The 19,995-nt window shown below is 58.5% G+C and carries 18 protein-coding genes and 1 pseudogene; 5 read left to right on the top strand and 14 right to left on the bottom strand.

Translation table 11 applies throughout. The annotated features are described in order from the left end of the window. Window positions 1-71: 71 nt before the first annotated feature. The 12 genes from qatA to ACAM51_RS23880 all read right to left on the bottom strand — a co-directional run bounded on the left by qatA (window position 72) and on the right by ACAM51_RS23880 (window position 13,536). The gene (gene qatA, locus ACAM51_RS23935) at window positions 72-2,033 is read right to left on the bottom strand and encodes a Qat anti-phage system ATPase QatA (protein ID WP_369642100.1); all 1,962 of its coding nucleotides are present in this window, start codon (window positions 2,031-2,033) and stop codon (window positions 72-74) included. 119 nt (window positions 2,034-2,152) lie between these two features. Next, on the bottom strand, window positions 2,153-3,148 hold the full coding sequence (locus ACAM51_RS23930; protein ID WP_369642099.1) for a hypothetical protein: 996 nt from the start codon (window positions 3,146-3,148) through the stop codon (window positions 2,153-2,155). Window positions 3,149-3,398: 250 nt separating this feature from the next. Continuing rightward, window positions 3,399-4,151 carry an outer membrane lipoprotein-sorting protein gene (locus ACAM51_RS23925; RefSeq protein WP_369642098.1) on the bottom strand — a complete coding sequence of 251 codons (753 nt, stop codon included), beginning with the start codon at window positions 4,149-4,151 and terminating at the stop codon, window positions 3,399-3,401. A 9-nt stretch (window positions 4,152-4,160) separates the two neighbouring features. After that, complete coding sequence (locus tag ACAM51_RS23920; protein ID WP_369642097.1) at window positions 4,161-5,387, bottom strand: ABC transporter permease; 1,227 nt, start codon at window positions 5,385-5,387, stop codon at window positions 4,161-4,163. Further along, window positions 5,384-6,127 carry an ABC transporter ATP-binding protein gene (locus ACAM51_RS23915; RefSeq protein WP_369642096.1) on the bottom strand — a complete coding sequence of 248 codons (744 nt, stop codon included), beginning with the start codon at window positions 6,125-6,127 and terminating at the stop codon, window positions 5,384-5,386. The genes ACAM51_RS23920 and ACAM51_RS23915 overlap by 4 nt, the downstream gene beginning before the upstream one ends. Next, entirely contained in the window at window positions 6,124-6,552 is a 429-nt protein-coding gene (locus tag ACAM51_RS23910; RefSeq protein ID WP_369642095.1) for a DUF2141 domain-containing protein, read from the bottom strand. The genes ACAM51_RS23915 and ACAM51_RS23910 overlap by 4 nt, the downstream gene beginning before the upstream one ends. Continuing rightward, window positions 6,549-7,337, bottom strand: a complete 789-nt coding sequence (locus ACAM51_RS23905; protein ID WP_369642094.1) for an amidohydrolase family protein — start codon at window positions 7,335-7,337, stop codon at window positions 6,549-6,551. Before ACAM51_RS23905 ends, ACAM51_RS23910 begins: the two co-directional genes overlap by 4 nt. Next, complete coding sequence (locus ACAM51_RS23900; protein ID WP_369642093.1) at window positions 7,334-8,605, bottom strand: phenylacetate--CoA ligase family protein; 1,272 nt, start codon at window positions 8,603-8,605, stop codon at window positions 7,334-7,336. The genes ACAM51_RS23905 and ACAM51_RS23900 overlap by 4 nt, the downstream gene beginning before the upstream one ends. A 15-nt stretch (window positions 8,606-8,620) precedes the next feature. Next, the gene (locus ACAM51_RS23895) at window positions 8,621-9,946 is read right to left on the bottom strand and encodes a phenylacetate--CoA ligase family protein (protein ID WP_369642092.1); all 1,326 of its coding nucleotides are present in this window, start codon (window positions 9,944-9,946) and stop codon (window positions 8,621-8,623) included. A gap of 3 nt (window positions 9,947-9,949) precedes the next feature. Next, the gene (locus ACAM51_RS23890) at window positions 9,950-10,756 is read right to left on the bottom strand and encodes a 2-amino-3,7-dideoxy-D-threo-hept-6-ulosonate synthase (RefSeq protein ID WP_162239802.1); all 807 of its coding nucleotides are present in this window, start codon (window positions 10,754-10,756) and stop codon (window positions 9,950-9,952) included. A gap of 19 nt (window positions 10,757-10,775) precedes the next feature. Further along, a complete protein-coding gene (locus ACAM51_RS23885) occupies window positions 10,776-12,032 on the bottom strand; it encodes a 3-dehydroquinate synthase II (RefSeq protein WP_369642091.1) in 1,257 nt (418 codons plus the stop codon). Between the two features lie 76 nt (window positions 12,033-12,108). Further along, window positions 12,109-13,536 (bottom strand): MFS transporter, encoded by a 1,428-nt coding sequence (locus tag ACAM51_RS23880; RefSeq protein ID WP_369642090.1) that lies wholly within the window; start codon window positions 13,534-13,536, stop codon window positions 12,109-12,111. Window positions 13,537-13,630: 94 nt separating this feature from the next. Between ACAM51_RS23880 and ACAM51_RS23875 the strand changes: the two are divergent. Both ACAM51_RS23875 and ACAM51_RS23870 read left to right on the top strand, forming a co-directional pair. Next, a pseudogene (locus ACAM51_RS23875) lies at window positions 13,631-13,756 on the top strand (LysR family transcriptional regulator); the annotation flags it as partial. A gap of 75 nt (window positions 13,757-13,831) precedes the next feature. Further along, window positions 13,832-14,536 carry a LysR substrate-binding domain-containing protein gene (locus ACAM51_RS23870; protein WP_369643880.1) on the top strand — a complete coding sequence of 235 codons (705 nt, stop codon included), beginning with the start codon at window positions 13,832-13,834 and terminating at the stop codon, window positions 14,534-14,536. Window positions 14,537-14,959: 423 nt separating this feature from the next. Here the strand turns inward: ACAM51_RS23870 and ACAM51_RS23865 are convergent, their stop codons facing one another. Beyond that, window positions 14,960-15,397 carry a hypothetical protein gene (locus ACAM51_RS23865; RefSeq protein WP_369642089.1) on the bottom strand — a complete coding sequence of 146 codons (438 nt, stop codon included), beginning with the start codon at window positions 15,395-15,397 and terminating at the stop codon, window positions 14,960-14,962. A gap of 22 nt (window positions 15,398-15,419) precedes the next feature. Between ACAM51_RS23865 and ACAM51_RS23860 the strand changes: the two genes are divergently transcribed. The 3 genes from ACAM51_RS23860 (at window position 15,420) to ACAM51_RS23850 (ending at window position 18,689) form a co-directional block, all read left to right on the top strand. Continuing rightward, window positions 15,420-16,421 (top strand): DUF932 domain-containing protein, encoded by a 1,002-nt coding sequence (locus ACAM51_RS23860; RefSeq protein WP_369642088.1) that lies wholly within the window; start codon window positions 15,420-15,422, stop codon window positions 16,419-16,421. Window positions 16,422-16,574: 153 nt separating this feature from the next. Then, window positions 16,575-17,588: a YqaJ viral recombinase family protein gene (locus ACAM51_RS23855; protein WP_369642087.1), complete on the top strand. Its 1,014-nt coding sequence runs from the start codon at window positions 16,575-16,577 to the stop codon at window positions 17,586-17,588. 105 nt (window positions 17,589-17,693) lie between these two features. Next, window positions 17,694-18,689: a phage capsid protein gene (locus ACAM51_RS23850; protein ID WP_369642086.1), complete on the top strand. Its 996-nt coding sequence runs from the start codon at window positions 17,694-17,696 to the stop codon at window positions 18,687-18,689. Between the two features lie 755 nt (window positions 18,690-19,444). On the opposite strand, the gene ACAM51_RS23845 is transcribed toward ACAM51_RS23850, so the two are convergent. Further along, entirely contained in the window at window positions 19,445-19,720 is a 276-nt protein-coding gene (locus ACAM51_RS23845) for an H-NS family nucleoid-associated regulatory protein (protein ID WP_369642085.1), read from the bottom strand. Between the last annotated feature and the right edge of the window lie 275 nt (window positions 19,721-19,995).

Raw genomic sequence — 19,995 nt, 5'->3', positions numbered from 1 at the left:
CGCATCTCCCAACCATGTAGGTACCAGCGGCGTACTACCGCCTGGACCACCATATGCTGTTGACGTTCCCATCAGCGTGCTCCCTTCGTATCCTTTAGTGCCAGCTCGGCGGCTGCTTTGAGGGCGGGGTTGTTGGTCACTTTGCTCCATTCCGTGAGCAATGCCGTAAGGCGACCGACACAGTCCGCGTCCTTAACGACACCCTGCCAGCCACTGACCGCCCACGGGCCGCACTTGCTACTTGGCAGAGCCTCTAGAAAGTCCAGCAGCTTGCTCTGCAGCCCCGGTTGCGCCTTTACCAACACGATGAGACCATTGACGCCCGTGGGTAGAGTTTCAAGGGCACCGGTGCCCATGATCTTGATGCGCACAGCCTCGAACACCTTGTCGGCTTCCGGTTGAGCCAATTGCCTTAGCTCGGACTCATAACCCTGAACGGTCATCTTTCCACCGAACAGTTTCTCCACCACTGTGGCCAGGTGCCCCAATATAGACACAGGGCCAAAGTAATCCTTCTTGTCTTTCGTCACGAAGAGATACGGACGTAGGTCGATGCCGGAGAGCAAGGGCTGCACCCGAGCCCAATCGCGAACCGTTTCCGACAACCTCCATTCCGACAGGACGGCGCTCTCCACTTCCGACGCAACGGTTTCCGTGGTCTTGGACGCTTTGCGCAAGTCCGTCGCCGCCTTACCATCGCCCTTGACGTTCGCGCCTTCGGCGGCAAAACTCTTCTCAAGATGCTCCAAGTCGTCGCAAGTCCCCTTGGGATGAACGGCTGAGACGAAAGCAATCTGCTCAAAGAGCCGGGGGATGAAGCGCTCGGCGAGCATCAGCTTCGCCAGCACGGGCAAGGTGATATCAGCACCGAATCCGCGCGCGTTCGCCGTGCGCTCCCGCAGCAGCAACGTATTGAGGAAGCGCTTGATCTGGCGAGGATTGCCTTTGGCACCGCTCGCCAGGATCGGGCCGATCTGCTCGCTGAGCGCGAGGGCGTTGTTGGCCTTATCTGCCTTTGCTCCAAGTGCGGCCTTGACGGCCGCAGCATCGAGACCGGCGTTTTCCCAAGGCCGTTTTAGGCGTTCCCGCGCTGCTGCAACGAGCTTTGCGTAGTCAGCATCCCCTTCGCCTATCTCAGCGCCCGTCAGCAACAGTGTCACGTACATGCGCGTTTCCGTCTCCCCCAAGGCCGGGATCCGGAATGGCACCTGGATCAACTTCTCCAGATAGCTTCTAGCGTAATCGCGCGGCCCCGTGGTCTCAGGTAGATCGGGGAAGTGCTTACGCACCGCATACTCAATCATTGCCTCATCCGCGGCAACGACAAACGCCGTGCGCGCGGTAAACACAAACAGTCGGATCGCTTCGAGTGTGTCTATGGCCGTATCCGGCAAGCAGCGGTCAAGGTCATCAATCAGCACAATGAGCTGCTTGATGCCAGCATCCTTCAGGAGCTTGTCGAACGCCTTGCGAAACGCCTCAACCTCCTCCGGCACATTCTTGGTTTCTGCCGGTTTCAAGATTGACTTTACGCCTTCAATGGCAGACGTGAGGTTCTCTTTCGTCGCCAGCTGGCCTGGGTCGGCGAATATCCCTTCGAGCGTCCCCACGACAGCGCTGATTTGATCCGGTGTCGGGATGCCAGTGAATGCGGTGACCGCCAAGCCACCTGCGCGCTTCGCGACCTTCAACCAATCGATACGATTGAAGACATCCTTGAGTGCCCCACCAGCTTTGGTCATTGCCGGACGCTTCTCGACCAGACCGGTGACGATTCCCTCGATCAACGCGATCTTGGCATCCTCGAAACCTTGAAAACGCCAACCGTTAAACTTGAGGCACAGCACGTCCTCCTTACCCGCGAAGCCCGCTTCGATCATCTCCAAAACACTGGACTTCCCGGCCCCCCAGTCACCGTGGACGCCAATCGTGACTGGATGATCTGGGTTTTCGCGCAGCAGTTCGATGATGGTCTTCGAAATCGCCTCGTTGTTGAGCAGGTCAACTTTGGTTTCGTTGTCGGTCAGGATCATTAGCCTCATCTCCCCATAAGCCACACTGTGGCACCAACAGTTCCGAAAAAATGTGGCGTGAGACGATTCGTCTCGCGACCATCTCGCCATGGTTTTCTTAGTTAGCAAGCCCTACAGGTTCACATCAAGAAAATCTTGAGTCCCAAAGTCGCGGTGGATCGCACTACTGCGCCGAACTCAGTTGAACGCCCTCCACTGCTCCAGAGCAAACTACCAAAGAGAGCGATTCTTGGGTGGAGACTATGCTCACCGTACAAAAGAAGTTGGCGACTTCGATCCTGCAGATTCACGGTTGGCGATACCCGCCAGTAAGTCGAGGGATCTTGCAAATTGCTCTGCAGCAAAATGTTGAGGTAGTCCCGACCCAACAGACGCGACTGACCACCCCGTCGCAAATCGACGGCAATTTGCGAACTTGCCAAAGACGCCTCGATAGCTGAAAAATATGCAGCCTGCGCAGCCCGGCTATAGCCACGCCCATCATGCAGATACTCAGCACCGAGCGAAGCTCCACCTTCGAATGTGTACGCAGCACCAATCGTGCCTACGGTTGCTCGAGCAGCCGCAGCCAATGTGCTCGAAGTTGTAGTTATATTTGAGGTCGTAGTCGAGCTCAGCTCCCCATACAGGAGCCATGCATCTCCTATAGAAAACTGTGCATGCCCCCCCACAAAGCTCCGCCTATTTCTTGGTTTGCTGAATATGCCGCCAACCAAAAAATCGTTGCCCCGATAAGTGAGCTTGAGCAAGGAGCTTTGACGCCATTCTTCATCGTTCTGCCGTCCCCCACTAACGAAACCTACGGTGGATGTCCACCGCCCGGCCGACCAGTCTATCCGGGCGATGTCCACCCCGGGAACGTCCTCCAACGGCCGCGTTTTTCCGGAATCGTAGTAGTACGGACTGCTGGGTGACCGGAAGTTGGCGGGCCCCCAAGTCAACAGTTCCCTTCCCAGCGTCATCGTTAAGTCTGGGCGAATCCGGAATCTTCCGAAAGCTTGACTGAGATACCCTTCGGCAGTAGATAACTTCCCACTGTCTCCCTCTCGAACCTCACCGATCAGCCGCGGCTTGAGTACAAAATCAGCAGCGCTGCTCTTCAGAGAAAAGTCCAACCGCGTGTCGGAAAGATACTGCGTTCTAGCGATCTTCAGTATTGAATTTCTGGGGTTCAGGACACTGTCCGCAAAGGGGCTCGAATGAGTAGCATATGTCCACGTCTGCAGCGATGTCGATTTCTCCCAATCGTTACCACTGGTGGCCGTCTGCACTAGCGACTCTTGAGCGAAAGCGGTGGAGGTGGCAAAACAAAGTGAAGCCAGTGCATACCTAAAGCCTCGCCGATTGATGCAGCGACACGGCATATCACTCCAGGTGCGAAACATCGAATTCGGACGAGGGGATCGCCTGGACCTTGGTCTGTCCGTACTCAAGAATAGTCTTGGCATCCGTGAGGGCGTCAGAAATGACCATCTTGCTAATGAACGGCGTCGTCTTGCCCTCAATGGCCACGCTGTTTTCGTAGGAGAACTCCGCCGTCTTGAGGCGCTTTCCGCTCAGTGAGAGGAATTCCGCAAAGACCCCAACACCCCGTTTGGTGGAAACCCAGTAGATCAATTTATCGTAAGTAGCTTGGCGCTCCCGCGCGGAGAGCTCCAGAACATGACAAGGCTCCCCCTTGAAATCGTCTTGTCGGAGAAGCACTGCCTGATAGTCTTTGGCGTAGTTCGTCGCTGCGATATCACCGATTGCAGCCAGACCCGAGAGACGCTGGCGAGGTGAGATCGCAATGGGCTTCTTAAGCCCCGGCTTGCTCAGCCACATGTTGCGATCCATCTGCAGCATTTTGGCGCCCTTGCTTTTGAGTGGTTCCAGAGTCTCGGCCAGGCTGGCGGTCTCGGCCGCCTTGATCCGCATGCGCATATCCTGGTCCTGAGCCCCTCCTCCAGTGCTTCGCACAATCACCTCCCAAGTCAGTCCTGGAGCCCCCCCCCCACGAGCTGCATCGGAACGCTTTAGCAACACTGCCGCGTCAGGATTCTCGGTGGCATTGGCCGCGGAAATAGCTGCAACGATTCCACCAAGCACGATGGTCAATCCAATCCAGAAATTGCGCATGCTGATGTCCTAAACATGTGTCAACGAGGTGACGATGGGCTGCGCCGCTGCACGTCGCGCCGGAAAGAGCGAGGCCAAAGCGCCAATACATGTCAGCGCCAGCGCGCCAAACCCTGCTTTGATCAAGTCGAAGCCGATGACCAATGGCACCTCCTCGGTCGCATTGGGCGGCCGATAGGAAATTTCGAGCTGGTTCACACCGTAGGTAATGCCAACAGTCAGTACAGCACCTAGCAGACATCCCACTGAGACAAGTACGAGGGCTTCTGCAATGAAGATGCGGATGACTCCAGATCGACGTAAGCCCATCGCCCGAAGAGTACCGATCTCTCGCGTGCGTTCAATCACACTCATACCCATCGCGTTCGCCACACTCATCGCAACGATGACAAGCACAATGGCCAGGACAAACGCAAATACCCTGTCGAACAGGGCCTTGACCTGCGCATAAAAAATGGAAAGATCTTGCCAAACTTCAACGGCAAGGCCATCCTCCTTGGCGGCAAGTCTGTCGGCGAGTTGGTGCCTCGCGGTGTTCACATCTGTGCCCTCCGGCAACAGCACCGTTACCCGATCGGCCTGCCCCTGGACATCCATAAGGGACTGAGCCAAGGAAAGAGGCGCAAACATGAATTTGTCATTGGTTGCGACATTTCCTGTACTGAAGGTATCAATGATCTGGACATCCGACGCATTTGCTTGCCCCGTTACCGTGCTCACCAGAACCGCGCCATCACTTCCATCGCGAAGATCCAGAATCTGGGCAAGTCCGCGGGACAATGTCACGCCCTGAGGTGACTTCTCATCAAGCCCTCCAGATGCCCGCGCGCGCGGTCCTCGGAGGGCCCGCATTGCCTCTGGATCTAGGCTTTCGGCGACAAAGATGCTGCTCGCCCGGCCGTTAGACAACAGTCCACTGAACCCCAATCGCACGGCGACGGTAGAACCAGGAAATTCTGACTTCACGATAGAGGAAATGCTCCCGACCTGTTCCTTTCCCAACAGGAACCTTGTCGGCTCCTGCCGACTGGCCTCAAAGTAGGCGGGGCGCGCTATGGTCAGATGACCCAATAGCTCCCCATAGATGGCCTGGGATTTCAGACTCTCGTAGACGGTTGCCGTATAGCCTGCAAACAAGGCGATGGCTGCGAATCCCACGGCCAAACTCAACGCAGTCACTGCTGTCCTTCTCGGATTCCGCAGGAGATTTCGTACGCTCAACTCCAGCACATTCATTGGGCACACTCCTGATCATGCTCGATGATCCCGTCCCTTAGCTGCACGGCTCGTGGGACGTGGTCCAAAAGACGCTGGTCGTGCGTAGAGAACACGAATGTCGTCCCCGTGTCCCGGTTGAGTTCCCGCATGAGAGAAATCACGTTCTGGCTGCTTTCGGAGTCCAAGTTCGCCGTCGGCTCATCCGCGATCACCAGTTCTGGGTCAGCCACCAGAGCTCGTGCGATGGCGGTTCGTTGGCGCTGCCCCCCACTCATACGATCCGGTCGATGATTCAGATGGGCTCCCAATCCCACGGCATCCAAAAGTCCCTGTGCCTTGGCACGAGCCACCTGCGCACCGACCCCCTGCAATTGAAGGGGAAGCATGACGTTCTCCAACGCAGTGAGGACGGGAACGAGATTGAAGGACTGAAACACAAAGCCGATGTTCCGGCTGCGGCAGTCGCTGAGTTCATCATCGCTAAGTGCCAACACCTCAATGCCCTTGAAGCAAACGTTACCGGTATCTGGTCTATCAATCAATCCGATCATGTTCATCAGAGTGGACTTACCACTCCCCGAGGGTCCCCAGACTGCTAGCATTTCACCCGCATGGATCTTCAGATCCACTCCCCGAAGCGCCTTAACCGTTGTGTGGCCAAGTGAAAATGATCGGTGCAATCCACTGATTGCGACCAAGGGCTTTGCTGGTACGGCGACCGGGGTTGCAACCCCTTCGCCATGTAGCAGCGCAGTCATGGCCGTCCCTTCGACAGTTCGATCGTGAGTTTCGTCCCGGAAGAACCCACCGCAAAAGCTGCGTCTTCGAAGGTTGGAGGTCCCATGCGACCCTTGGCGCTGCGGCTGAAGGCATAGGGTTCGGAAGGAATTCCCATCGAATTAGTGTCAAGCTTGTTGTTGCCATTGGCGTCCAGATAAGCCGAGATTGCGTAGTTGCCAGGTGCCAGGTTCGGGAAACTAAGTATCGCGACACCGTTCTTCAGGTCACCTCCGCTGGAAGCAACCGTCTTGCGAAGGAAGCTTGTGGCACTGTCATAAAGCGCAACATTGACTCGCCCCGAGGCTTGCGAACTTTTGACCTCAAGCACCAGATCAGCAGCGAACGCCGCATGCTCACTGAGAAGGGCGACTAGCATGAGTGCAAGTAAGTGAGCCGCCTTCATTGAGAAAGCTCCACGCTTTGCGGCAGCTTGCGCTGCTCGAAAAGAGACAAAAGATTTCGAGAGGAAATCTTCTTGAAATCCTCGCCACCAGCAGTCATGCGGATTTTCTCGAGTTCGACGTGGGGGTGCTGCATGGGGAACTCCGATCCATAGATGAGTTTCCCTGCTCCCAGCCGCTCCAGCGCCATCTTGATGATCATGAAAGATCCGCCGGATGTCTCGAGCATGACGTTGTCACAGGTCGCAGCCACCTCAATGGCTTGCACATCAGCTGGACCGAAGCCCATGTGCCCCAATATGAACTGCGTGTCAGGAAACGCCTTGGCGAGTTCGCCAAACTTTTCAGTAGTGGCGCCAGGGCTGAAGACGACGTGCGAATACAGTGGAACGCGAAGCTCGCCACATGCTCGCGCCAACTCGAAAACTCCCTCGGAGCACAGTGCGAATTTGTGAACAATCGGGGCCAGCTTTAGCCCACTAAACCCTCTCGCGATCGCTGCTCGAAATGCCGTAGTGCTATCGCCCGCGCTATTGGGATTCACACAGTAGAAGCCAAAATACCGGTCACGGTCCTTCGTGAAAATGGATTCGACCAAGTCATTAGGGATCTGATCCGTATCAGCAGTGGCTGCGCCTCGCACGTACTGCGACATTTGACGCACATCGATCATGCCCCCCGGAAAAAGAACAGCTTTGTCAATGCCGTGCTTGTCCATCAAAGCAGATAGCCGATCGATAGAGCCGTAGTCCGCACGAGTCACGTGCGCATGAGCGTCAATGATCATCTAATTTCTCCTTGTGTTGCACGAACAACGCGCATGAACTTTCCACCCGAGTAAGAACGGGCTGGACCATGCTCGACCTTGCAATCAAGGCCCAGGTAGGTAACTGCCCAATGCTGAACCCTTCGAGCTACAGCGGCTGCATCCACTCCCTTCTGAGCAGGTAGCACAATGCACAAGACATCCCCTTCGGGGCGCAATTGGAACCACGAACTCACTTCGGGAATATCCAGAAGGCCCTGTTCAATGTCCTGGACGTGGAGAACTTTCCCCGCCACGCGCACAACATCCTCCAACCGTCCATGCACGCGCAGCCGTCGAGCACATCCGCCGGAACCCGATGACTGCTCATCCCAACGGCCAAGATCGCCTGTCCTATAGCGAATCAGTGGGGTCGCGTAGCGCCAGAGCGTAGTGACTACTATTTCGCCAAGCGCGGCTCCCATCGCATCGGTTATTGGCTCGTCGAGAGGCACGATCTCCACTGCTGTGAAATTCGTCGCGGGGTGATAACCATCCTGCTCAGCGCATTCCACCCCCACTGGCCCACACTCCATAGTTCCGTAGTAGAGGAACACTGGCGCCCCCCACAATTGTTCGATACGCCGTCGCAAAGCGTCTGAGCAAAGTTCACCAACAAGCCAGATGGACTTGAGACCAAACATCTCCTTCAACCCCGCTTGGGGTGCACCTGCAAGTTCCGCCAGGTACACGGCATAAGACGGAGTAGTGAACAAATGGTCGCCACGAATCTCGCGCATCATCTTCAAGGCTTTCAGTGGCTCGGAATAGAAACCGCCTTTGCCCAAAGGCACAACACATGCTCCGATCCCGTCCTGTACGGAGCGGTGGATGGCCAAGCCAGTGACGCTGACTTCGTACGGCAGTGCATTGAAGACGATCTCGCCAGGCTCGATGCGAAGGAGCCGTGGGACGGATTTATCGGAACTGAGGGGCATCAGCCCCCGCGTGTACAAATCCTCCCAGTCGTAAGCGACATACAGCGGATTGCGCCCTGTTGTGCCGGTGGACATATGGGCCTGCACCAAGGTCGAACGGGGAACACAAAGCAACGCCCAAGGATCCGACCCGAGCTCTTCCCGTGTCGTGAAAGGAAGCTGCGGCAGGTCGTTTTCCGTGTCAATTTGGTGCGGAGCGACGCCGCGACTCTGCATCTTCTTTCGATACATCGGGCTACGGTCATAGGCATGCGCGACCACCCGATGAAGCGTGCTGGTCGTTGGCCTGAACTTTTCATGAAGAAAACGCATTTGGTTCTTTCGAAGTTACGCGGCGGGCTGGATGACTCGGATCGTCTTCCCACCGGTGCGGGGAATGCTGTCCACGAACTCAACGGTTGCTTTAATACCCGTCGAGAATTCAAACCGACTCGCTATGGCGCGAGCCAGCCGGTCCCTGTCTTCTGATCCGTGATTCGCCTCCAGACGTATCAGCAATTGATCTCCCTGAGGCAAGAACTGATACCAGTTTCCAACATCTGGAATCTCAAGGAGAAACTGCTCCAAGTAGTAGGGGCCATATGTCTTTTCTCCGATTCGAACCTGATCACCTGCCCGACCTCTCAGAATGAGACGGTCCAGCGTGACGCCACAAGAGCACCTTGACTTTTCGACATAACCGATGTCGCCAGTTCTATAGCGAATCAGCGGAGAAGCCATCCGTGTGAGCTCGGTGACCACTACCTCTCCGATCTCACCTGGAGCCACAGCCTCCCCGGTAGTTGGATCAACTACCTCTACATGCACATGCCCGCCTGCCATGTGATAGCCATTGCGTGCAGAGCACTCGATGCCTATGGGGCCTGCCTCCAGGGAGCCGTAGTAGAAATAGGCTGGATGGCCCCACAACTTTTCGATGCGATCTCGTAGCGCCGGGGAACAGCCCTCGCCAGTCAGCCACATGAAGCGCAAAGGTAGCGCACCTAGGTCGATGTCCATACGCTGCGCAACTTCGGCCAGCAGCACTGCATAGGATGGCGTGGTGATCAGAACCGTTGCCCCCAAATCCACCGAAGCACGGAGCGTGCGCTCAGGTGTGGAGTAATACCCGCCCTTCCCCATTGGAACGACCATGGCACCGTAGCTCTTCTGAAATGTGCGGTGAAACGCCAATCCAGAAGAACTCATCTCGTGGGGCAAAGCATTGATCACTACATCCGACTCACCCACGGGAATGAGCAGACGCATGGCTGGCGACATGTTGTTGACGTGCAAGTCCTCCCAGGTATGGGGTATGTAGATCTCTTCACCCCCCGTCGTTCCTGTTGACACATGGATCTGCGATACAGCCTGACGAGGCACCGACAGCAGCAACCAAGGCTTGCCTCGGATCTCGTCCTTGGTCGTCAAGGGGATCCGAGCAAGGTCGTCAGGCAAACTTAGCCTGGCAGGCACGACACCTGCCGCCTGGAACTTTTCGCGGTAGAAGCCGTTGCGCTCATACGCGTGCATGAGGATGCGGCGTAACGCCTCTGCCTGATACGCTTTCAACCGATCCTCGGGCCAGATGTCGACATGCTCACTACCGTTCGCGAAGTATTTCCGAACGATCGCAGGCAAAGGGCGGTGGTAGTTCTTGGCTAGAAAGGACATTGTTTACCTCACTGCGGCCAGTGAAACGGCTTGGCGATGGGCGTCAAAGCCATGTACATGGCGGGACAGCCGTGCCAGAAACGCTCCCGGGTCGGCATGCTGGAATATGTTTCGCCCCATGCACAGCCCACTGGCACCTCCTTGCAACGCGCCATCGACCACGCTGAGGACCTGCGCCTCCGTCGTCGCGCGTTCTCCTCCTGCGACAAGCACCGGCACGAAACAGCCTTCCACGACCTCCGCCATGGCTTCGGGCGAACCGGGGTAGTTGACCTTCACCAAGTCGGCTCCGAGCTCGGCAGCCAGTCTTGCCGCATGCGCAATACGTGCGGTGGATGACGCTGAGGCCGATTCACCATGCGTATAAACCATCGCCAACAAGGGCACGCCCCATCGCTCGCACTGGCTCGCGACGGATCCCATATCACGCAGCATGCCGACTTCCGCGAGGGAGCCAAGGTTCACATGAATAGAGACAGCATCAGCGCCCATCACCAAGGCATCCTCGACCTGAGCAACAAGAACTTTGTGCGTCGAATCCCGCGCAAGCGATGTAGATGCGGATAGATGCAAAATCAGGGGCGCAGGAACGTCCCACACTGGACTGCGGCTGTTGTGTGCAACACCGCGGTGCACAATGATTCCCTGAATATTGGCACCACTTGAACCAATTCCTGCGATGGTTCTTCGAATCTTCGAAATACCTTCAATGGGCCCCACGGTAGCACCGTGATCCAGGGGTACCAAAAGTGCCTTCTGAGAAACGGGGTTGATGAGCCGATTCAATCTAAGTTCGCGGCCAGAAGCCATTTTTTCCCTCCTTCCTATCTCATTTTTCGATGATGTTTTCTTCGATTCGCAGTCCCGTGTGTCGCCCCGGGTCGTCGACATGGGCCAACAACTCGTCGCCAGGCTGCAGCAAGGTGCAGTGCCGCACCTTCCCGTCGGCTCCCATGACTCGCACATGCCAATCGTTCTGCAGGAAGGTATTGATGTGGACGCGACGATCACCACTACCGACACGTTCCCCTTTGGGGGTAACTCGCTCTTGCATCTCGAGCATGCTTTCGACTCTTGCTTGAAGTTGAGGCGGAACTGATTCAAGCGGTACGCTGCAACGAATCTTCAACATTGGCCGACGCTCGATCTTGGCTCTACCCACCGAGACGACCCGTGCCCGTCCAGCCAAGTCAACGCACATCACCTCGGCGCCAGCACGCATCTCGCTCAGGTAGAACGCTGAACCATCAGGTCCCCATATATACGAATGCACGGCACCCGCGTTCACCCGAAACTCACGCAGGTTCATGTGTGGTAAGTGATGCGTCTCAGAGCAAACCAGAATGCCGCCCCACCCGGTAGACCCGACCACCATTCCCTCTTCCGCACTCATCATCGAGGTGGTATCGACGCACACGCGATGTCCCAACCCCGTGTGCTGAATTTCTTCGACCCGAGCCGGCAGCAGGTTCATGATCGAAGCTTGGCGGTGCCGCAGGTTCTTACTCAGGCTGTCAACAGCCGCGACATCCTTGGAGCGAAAGACGACACCGATGCCGTGCTCCATGGTGGCGAAGGCGTTGAGTGACTGATGGATATCATCGACCACTCGGGCGAGCCCCTTGATTGGAACGCTGCGTAGCACTTGTGTATTTTTTCCAATCGTTTTTGCGATTAGAAGTTCGTACGGAATGTACGTTGCGTGCTCGATGTCAATCACCACAAAGTCATCGCCGCGTTCGCACACCATGACGCAGTAGGGGAACTCCGCTTCGAGATCCCGAACCTCGATGAAGAGGCCCGCAGCTCTTCCACTAGCCACAGCGGCTTTCCGAACCTCTTCGTGCGGTGTAAGCACCGAAACGCTCGGAGCTAAGTCGGACAGATCACCGACCTTGTCGACCCAAACGACTAGCTTTTTTGCACTCGTTATGGACTTGAGCGCCGAGTGGTCGACGAGCAAATGCGTGCAGTTGGAGCGTTCCACTGCCTGCCTCAGAGCTGCATCATCGAGGCCACGAGCATCAAACCACCATGTGCTGGATCCCGCACCCATCTCCTCGCGCTGCACACTGCCTTTGTTCACAACGCGAAGCGGGGGTGGTGGGACTCCAGCCGAACTTGCAGAAACGCTAACTGACGATTTCATATAACTCCCTCCTTTAGTGATTGGCGATAAGAACCTGTGGGGCTGGCAAGGTGCGCGGCATGGCCAGCATCGACAGGCTCACCAAGGCACACGGCAGTGCAGACATCCAAAAAATTGCGCCTGATGCAGAGGCAAAGGCTGCGGCAACGCCCTCTGCCGACCCCGTTCCGCCGGGCACGGCCTCCAATTGCTGCGTGAGGACAGCTCCCAGGAACGAAACCCCAAGCGCCCCCCCTGCGGTGCGGAACATGATGGGAAGCGCAGTGGCGATCCCTTGATCCCGCGGCTGAGCCAAACGTTGCACAGTCATCATCGAAAGCGGTATCGCAAGGCCAATGCCCGCCCCGAGGACACTCAATGCGTAGAGGCTTCCCGACACACTGGCAGCGTTCACACCCAGGGCGAGACCCATGTAGCCTCCGGCCATCAGTAGTGCCGAGACAGCGGCCATCGCGCGCAACTGTCCACTGCTTGCCAGCCACTTTCCGCCCATGACGGAAGACAACGATATGGCAGCCATCAAAGGAAGCATGTGCAATCCCGCCTGTACAGCCGTCATCCCCATGGCGTATTGCCAATACAGCGGCGTGAACACTACAACCGAGAAGAGAGCAACCCCTGTACACACGCTCAGAATTCCGTTGAGCAAAAACACACACTGCCGAAACATGTGAACAGGTAGAAGTGGCCTGGGGACCACAAGCTCGCGCCAGACAAAGAGGAGCCCAGCCACCACGGCCAAGACAGGCGCAACCACAGTCTCCAGTACGCTAGCCCCGTGCGCCATACCAAAGCCTCGAGCTGCGACAAGCAAAAGCGCGAGAAAAACGGCAAGTAAGCCGCACCCAATCGAATCCACGGCAATAGCTGCTGCTTTCGCGAGAGGGCGATACATCCAGAACAGCGCAGCAAGCGCCATCAGACCAATGGGTACGTTCAACAAGAACGCCCAGCGCCAGGAGTACTCTTGCGCAAGCCATCCACCCAGCAGCGGGCCCAAGAGTGCAGCCAGCCCGTAGGCACTACCCAGCATGCCCTGAACCTGGCCAAGACGGCGCTGAGGAACCGCGTCCCTGGCAGCCAGCATCGAGAGCGTCATCAAGCCACCACCGCCCAAACCTTGCAGACAACGCGCCAGGAGGAGTTCCTCGATTTGCTGACTCAGACCACATGCGGCCGATCCCATGACGAATATGCCTGCAGCAAAGAGAAGCGTGGAGCGGGTCCCGTATCGATCCGCCAGCCTTCCATACAGCGGTATCACGGCTGTCGAAGCGATGAGGTAGACGGAAAAAATCCAGCTAAGCAGCCGGTGACCTTGCAAATCATCCGCAATCGTGGGAAGCGCAGTTGACGCGATCGTCTGATCCAGCGCTGCCAACGCAAGCACGATCACTAACGACGCCAGAACCGGCCGGTCCCATGTCTCTCTACCTTGCATGCAACACCTCTCTCCATTGATGCAGGAGTTTCGAGGCATGCACACATAAAGTACAGTGCAATCTTTAGAACTGTTAGTTAACTAAAATTTAATCATGAATCTAAATTTGCTGTCGGCTCTAGATGCTCTTCTGTCGGAAGGAAGTGTGGGCGGTGCCGCTCGACGGATGCATATCAGCACGCCGGCAATGAGTCACACTCTTGCAAGAATTCGTGAGGTGACAGGCGATGAAATTTTGGTACGCGCGGGGCGACAACTAGTCCCTACGCCTCGCGCACAGGAGATGCGTGAGCGAGTGCGCAAGCTCGTTGAAGAGGCCGCCTCATTGTTGACGCCCGGCGATGGAGGACTGAACCATGTAGCTCGCACCTTTGTCATCCGCGCTCCTGATGGGGTTGCGATCGTTTTTGGCGCAGCGCTCGCCGATGCGCTGCACAAGGAGATGCCGCGCGCAAAGCTGCAATTCATCCCCGACTCGGAAGGAGATCTCTCCGATCTGAGAGAGGCACACGTCGACTTAGATATTGGCGCGCTTGGGGAGCAGACTTCCGATATCCAGTCCGTGCCGTTGTTTTCGCAGAAAGTTGTTGGCGTCGTGCGTGAGCAGCACCCGATGCTTTCGGTGCCGATCACTGCCAAGAGATTCGCAGCTGAATGTCACGTCGCCGTGCGCCAGCGAGGACGGATGTCCAATCCGATCGACTCAGCTCTCGCGGAAATGGGCTATCGTCGCTTCGTTCTGCTGACCGTTCCAAGCCCCTATGCCGCGCTGATGGCTGCTGCGCGCTCCAATCTGGTTGCAACAGCTCCCGCACGCTTCGCCTCAAGCGTTCAGGGGCCACTTCAACTCAGGACATTTCAATTGCCGTTGAAGTTCGAAGTCGAGCAAGTCGTGCTTGCTTGGCATGCACGTTTCAATTCAGATTCGGCGCACCGGTGGCTGCGGGAGTGCATTCGACGACTGCTATCAGGAGCGAGCTGGCCACAAGCTTCAGCATAAAGTTCAGGCTCTTTTTGCAGGGTGTGCCGCATCAATCGAGTGGGCGGAAAGCAATCTATCAATCGCCTTGCAATGTCGGATCAAAGCAACTCCGCCCCCCAACACAGCTCTTTGCTCTTGGATGAAATAGATCACGCTCCCGTCTCAGTTCCTCTGGGACCAGCCTGTTGCCGTGCAAACACCCATCCACCCAAATCCGATCCCAGATTTGTTCAATCACATATCACCCCCTCGAACTGCCAACTGAATGACCTCTGCATTGCCCCGGTCTGACACCCTCCCCACCCGGCACGCCCCAGCAGCGCTGCCGGGCGCTATGCCGTCTCGGTAGCGCCAGAACGGTCCGCATCCCCTACTCCAAGCCCCGCGTGTTCACCACCCGGGGCTTTTTCTTTGGCCGTTCGTTCCTCGTTCTTCCGTCCTTCACATCACACACCCCAAGGAGATTTCCCCGTGCCCAGTTGCCCCCAATGCCAATCCCCTCGCATCGAAACCCTCGACCGCGGCCGCACCACAGGCGCCGCCATCGGTGCTGTTGCCGGTGCAGCCAGCGGCGCCGCAGCCGCCCTGCGGACCGCTCAACTCGGAGCCACCTATGGCTCGCTCGTCGGCCCCGCTGGAACTGTCCTCGGTGCCGTCGCCGGAGCCGCCATGGGCGGCCTGAGCGGCGGCGCCGTCGGCTGCGAGATCGGCAGCCAGATCGGCAAGGCCGTCGATCAGAACTGTCTCAAGAACCACCACTGCCTGGAGTGCGGGTACCGCTTCCGGGATCCGTACGCCTGAGCGCTCGCCCTTTTTGCCCTTTTCGCGCTCTTCAGGCTTGTCACTTTTCTCACTTCCCTCCCCTCGTTCTCTTTTCATTCATTTATCAAGGAGCATTCCAATGGCACATCTCGTTCAAACCATGGCCTATGTCGGCGAGACCCCATGGCACAACCTGGGTCAGCAACTTCCCGCCAAACAACCCATCGATGTCTGGGCCCGTGAAGCGGGCATGGACTGGACCATCCGTGAGGCCCCCGTGCGCTACATGGCCACGGAATCCGGCCCGGCTGGCCAGGCCCCCTCTTCCGTCTCCGCGCTGTATGCCGAACCCATGGAGTTTCCCGACCAGAAGGTGCTGTACCGCAGCGATACCAAGGCCCCTTTGTCGGTGGTCAGTGCCCGCTACCAGGTCGTGCAGCCCAAGCAGGTGTTGGAGTTCTACCGGGATCTGACGGAAGTCTCTGGGTATGAGCTGGAGACCGCCGGGGTTCTCAAGGCTGGGCGCAAGTTCTGGGCCTTGGCCCGGACCGGCAAGTCCTCGGCGCTCAAGGGCAACGATGTGGTCAACGGCTATCTGCTACTGGCCACTTCCTGCGATGGGACCTTGGCGACCACGGCCACGCCCACCACCGTTCGGGTGGTCTGCAACAACACCCTCTCGATTGCCCTGTCCGGAACATCGAGTGCGATCAAGGTGCCCCACAGCACCAGCTTTGATGCGCAGGCGGTCAAGAAGCAGTTGGGTATTGCCGTCTCCCAATGGGACGGTTTCATGTACCGCATGAAGACCCTGTCCGAGCGCAAGGTCAAGAGCCATGAGTCCATGAACTATTTTCTCAAGGTGCTCTGCCAGACGGATGGGCATGCCGATGCATCGGCAGGCCTGACCAACGAACGCGCGCTCAAGAAGGTACAGGCCATGTATGAGGGTCAGGGCCGGGGCGCAGAGCTGGCAGCCGCCAAGGGCACGGCCTGGGGTCTGCTGTGCGCCGTCACCGAGTTCGTGGACCACGAGCGCCGGGCGCGCAGTCAGGAGTACCGCCTGGACAGTGCCTGGTTTGGTCAGGGGGCCAACCTCAAGCAGCGGGCGCTGGAGCAGGCGTTGCAGTTGGCGTCGTGACGGTGTCTGCCGTTCTTTGCGGTTTATCCATCCAACCTCACCGCCCTTCACGGCATAGACCCCGGCTCCTTCAGTGGACCGAGGTCTTTTGCTTTTGGGGGCGGTGTGGCGTGGTGGTTGTCGTTGTTGTTGTTTTCACTTCAAGGAGTCAGCATGGTTCGTCCTGTTGTTTCACCAGGGTCTGAGGCGTCACCGCATCCCCGCCCTGCCCTTCGGCTGGTCAAGACCCAGGACCTGGATCGCGGTCAGTGGTTGCAGGTGCGCAAGGGTGGCATTGGCAGTTCCGATGCGGCTGCTGCTGTCGGGCTCAATCCCTACCAGTCGCAGCTGGAGCTATGGATGGAGAAGACCGGACGTGCCCCTGTCGCCCCGCCGGGTGACGGGGGTGCGGACGATCTGAGTCCGATGTACTGGGGTTCGCTGCTGGAGCCCATCGTTGCAGCCCACTACACCCGCCGTACCGGCAACCGGGTGCGGCGTATCAATGCGGTGCTGCAGCATCCCGAGCACCCATGGATGCTGGCCAATATCGACCGGGAGGTGCTGGGAGCCCCCGATGTCCAGTTGCTGGAGTGCAAGACCGCAGGCATTCAGGGGGCCTGGCTCTGGCGGGATGGGGTGCCGGAGTATGTGCAGCTGCAAGTCCAGCACCAGTTGGCCGTGACGGGCAAACAGGGAGCGGATGTGGCTGTGTTGCTTGGAGGCCAGGAACTGCAGATTTTCCGGATCGAGCGGGATGAGGAGCTGATCGCCCAGCTCATCACCTTGGAGCGGGAGTTCTGGGGCTATGTGGAGCGGGGCCAGGCGCCTCCGGCCGATGGGTCGGATTCGGCAGACCGGGCTTTGCGGGCGCTGTATCCCCGGGACACGGGTTTCACGCTGAACCTCAAACATGACCTGGTGATGGGGGCGGTGTTTTCGGACCTGTTGGCGGTGCGGGAGGTGCTGGCAACCAATACCGCCCTGGAAGCCCAGCTCAAGCAAGCCATTCAGCAGCGCATGGGGGATTCCAGCCGGGCGGTGTTTGAGAACGGTGAGGTCAGCTTCAAACGCAGCCGGGATGGGACTCAGCTCGATACAGCGCGGCTGGCCAAGGAGCAGCCGGAGATCATCAAGGCCTACACGGTGCCCAAACCTGGGAGTCGGAGGTTTCTGGTGCAGACCTGAGGTGGGTTCATTGTCATTCAACGCATTCCCCAGACGGGCTTCATCGGTGACGGTGAGGCCCGTTCTGTTTTGGGGGGTGTTTTTACATTCAACAAGGAGATTCACATGCTCAAAGGTTTGGCTTTGACACCGCCTGTGATCGGGCGCATTGCGATTGGGCGGGTGATGGAGAAGAACGGGCGTCGCCTGCCCGAGAAGGACGATGAGTTCACGCTGACCAGCCAGGTGCAGAACAAGGAGGGGTGGGTGTTGCATCCCGTGGATGCACAGCTTCGCAAGGACCCGGGAGCCAAGCTGCGCAGCATTCCAGTGCGGCTGCTGTTTGATGACCCGGATCTGAGCCTCAGGGCGAACTACACGATGTTTGACCGGGCCACAGGAAGGCCGCTGTGCGTGGGAGATGGGGAGAGCTGCAAGCGGGTGACTCTGTCGGGGATGCAGTCCCTGCCCTGCCCTTCGCCTGCGGTGTGTGCGCTGGCCCAGGACGGGAACTGCAAGCCGTATGGGCGGTTGCATGTGCGGGTGGAGGCGGATGGCAGTACCGAAACAGGCACGGCTGGTGATGAGCTGGGCAGCTTTGTGTTTCGGACGACGGGGTTCAACAGCATCCGGACGTTGTCGGCACGCCTGCGATATCTGTTTGCGGTGTCGGGTGGGTTGCTGGCGGGACTGCCTTTGGAGCTTCGGCTGCGGGGCAAGTCCACCACGCTGTCGCACCGCACGCCGATCTACTACGTGGATCTGACGCTGAGAGCCGGAAGCAGCCTAGCCCAGGTTGTGGCGTTGGCACGGCAGGAGCGCGAGCAGCAAGCTGCGCTGGGCCTTGATCAGGCGGCGCTGGACGAAGCAGCACGGCAAGGCTTGGCGCTGGGGGAGTTCGAGGAATCGGAAGAGGAAGGTGTGGAGGTTGTCGAGGAGTTCTATCCAGAGCCTGGTATGGGGGGAGCGCATCCGGGGGATGGTGACGACTTGGGTACACGCAGGGCCAGAGCGCCATCTCCTCCGATTTCGCTACGGGGCAAGCTGCATCGCAAGCAGGAGGCGCTGGGAGCACGAGCCACCGCAACAGGTGATCCGGGGGCTTCCCATGCGGGCACCTGAGGGGCTGGTCCGGCGCTATGCCGTGGGCCTGGTGATGGAGACGGTGCCGTGCTACAGATGTGGTCCGGATTCAGAACCTGGTGCCAAGGTGCTTCCGGGGATTCTGGTGAGGCATCGAGCGCCGCCACATCGCACGGGGGCGGTGGCACTGCAGCAGGCAGTGACCTTGCTCACTGGCGAGCGGGTGGCCGTGCCCTCAGTGACCAGTGCGGCCGGGGTGTTGCGCCATGCGCAGCGCTTACTTCCTGGATTCCATGCACAGTGGGTCTGGGAGCAAGCACCTTCGGACTTGCTGGCGCTGTGCCACGACGCAATTCACCACGGAGGTCTGGTGCTGCTGCTCTGGCAGTCGATAGCCAGGGAGGTACGGGGGGCTACCAGACAACCCTGCCCTGCGCCTCAATGGATGCTGGTGGTCGGGGTGGAGGGGCCTTGGAGTCCGGCGGGTGATGGATCTGGCAGCGCGGTGCGCACGGAGGCCACCGGGCTTCTGATCCTGGATACCCAGGTGCATCCTGGATGGGGCTTGGGGCACAACCAGTGTCTGGTCCCTGGGGCCTATCCGCACCATGAGGCAGCCGTACGGGTGGCGGAGTTCCGTGGGGTTTGGTCGGCGCGTACTGTGGAGGGGGGACTGGACTGTGGGCTGGTCCTCTCGGCGATCACACTGTCTCCCGGCAAGGGCCAGGGCGCCCAGTGATCTGGCGGGCGCTCAGACAGTGCATCCACACTGTCTGGCTCTTTTTCAGTGCCGATCAGGCGATCACAAAAGGCCCGCGGTCCTTGCCCGCAATCCACTGGGGCGGCTTGCCCCGGCCGGACCAGGTGGCGCCGGTATCGGGATCGCGGTATTTGGCGGCGACTTTCTTGGGCTGCGGCTTCCAGGGGAACACCTGCTGGGCCGTGAAGCCGAACTCCTTGATCAATTCATGGACGGTGGCCAGCGCCTGCACGGATTCTTCCTTCTGCGCCTGGGCGATTTGCGCGTCGAGGGATTTTTTCTGGGCAAGGAGTTCGGAGTAGCTGGGCATGGAATAGCAGGGAAACGAAGAAGAAGAATGCGACGATGGCAACGAGTCAGAGGGGTGTGGCGGTCGGCCTCAACGCTCCGGCTCAGGCACAGCTATTGGGCCGCAGCAGTGGATTGTGCCGCCTGCCCGCCCCGACGCCAGTCCCGCAGATCGGTGAATTCACGGCCGCATCCAGTGCATTGAAGGGTTTCGGTGTAGCGCATGGCGCCCGTCTCGTCGCGCGCAACCACCCGGTGGTAGCTGCTGGCGCCGCAGTAGCCGCAGCGGTTGACAGT

Origin of the sequence: Acidovorax sp. A79 (genome assembly GCF_041154505.1) — a bacterium.
Classification (GTDB): domain Bacteria; phylum Pseudomonadota; class Gammaproteobacteria; order Burkholderiales; family Burkholderiaceae_C; genus Acidovorax.
This window is presented reverse-complemented; position numbering and strand designations above follow the sequence as displayed.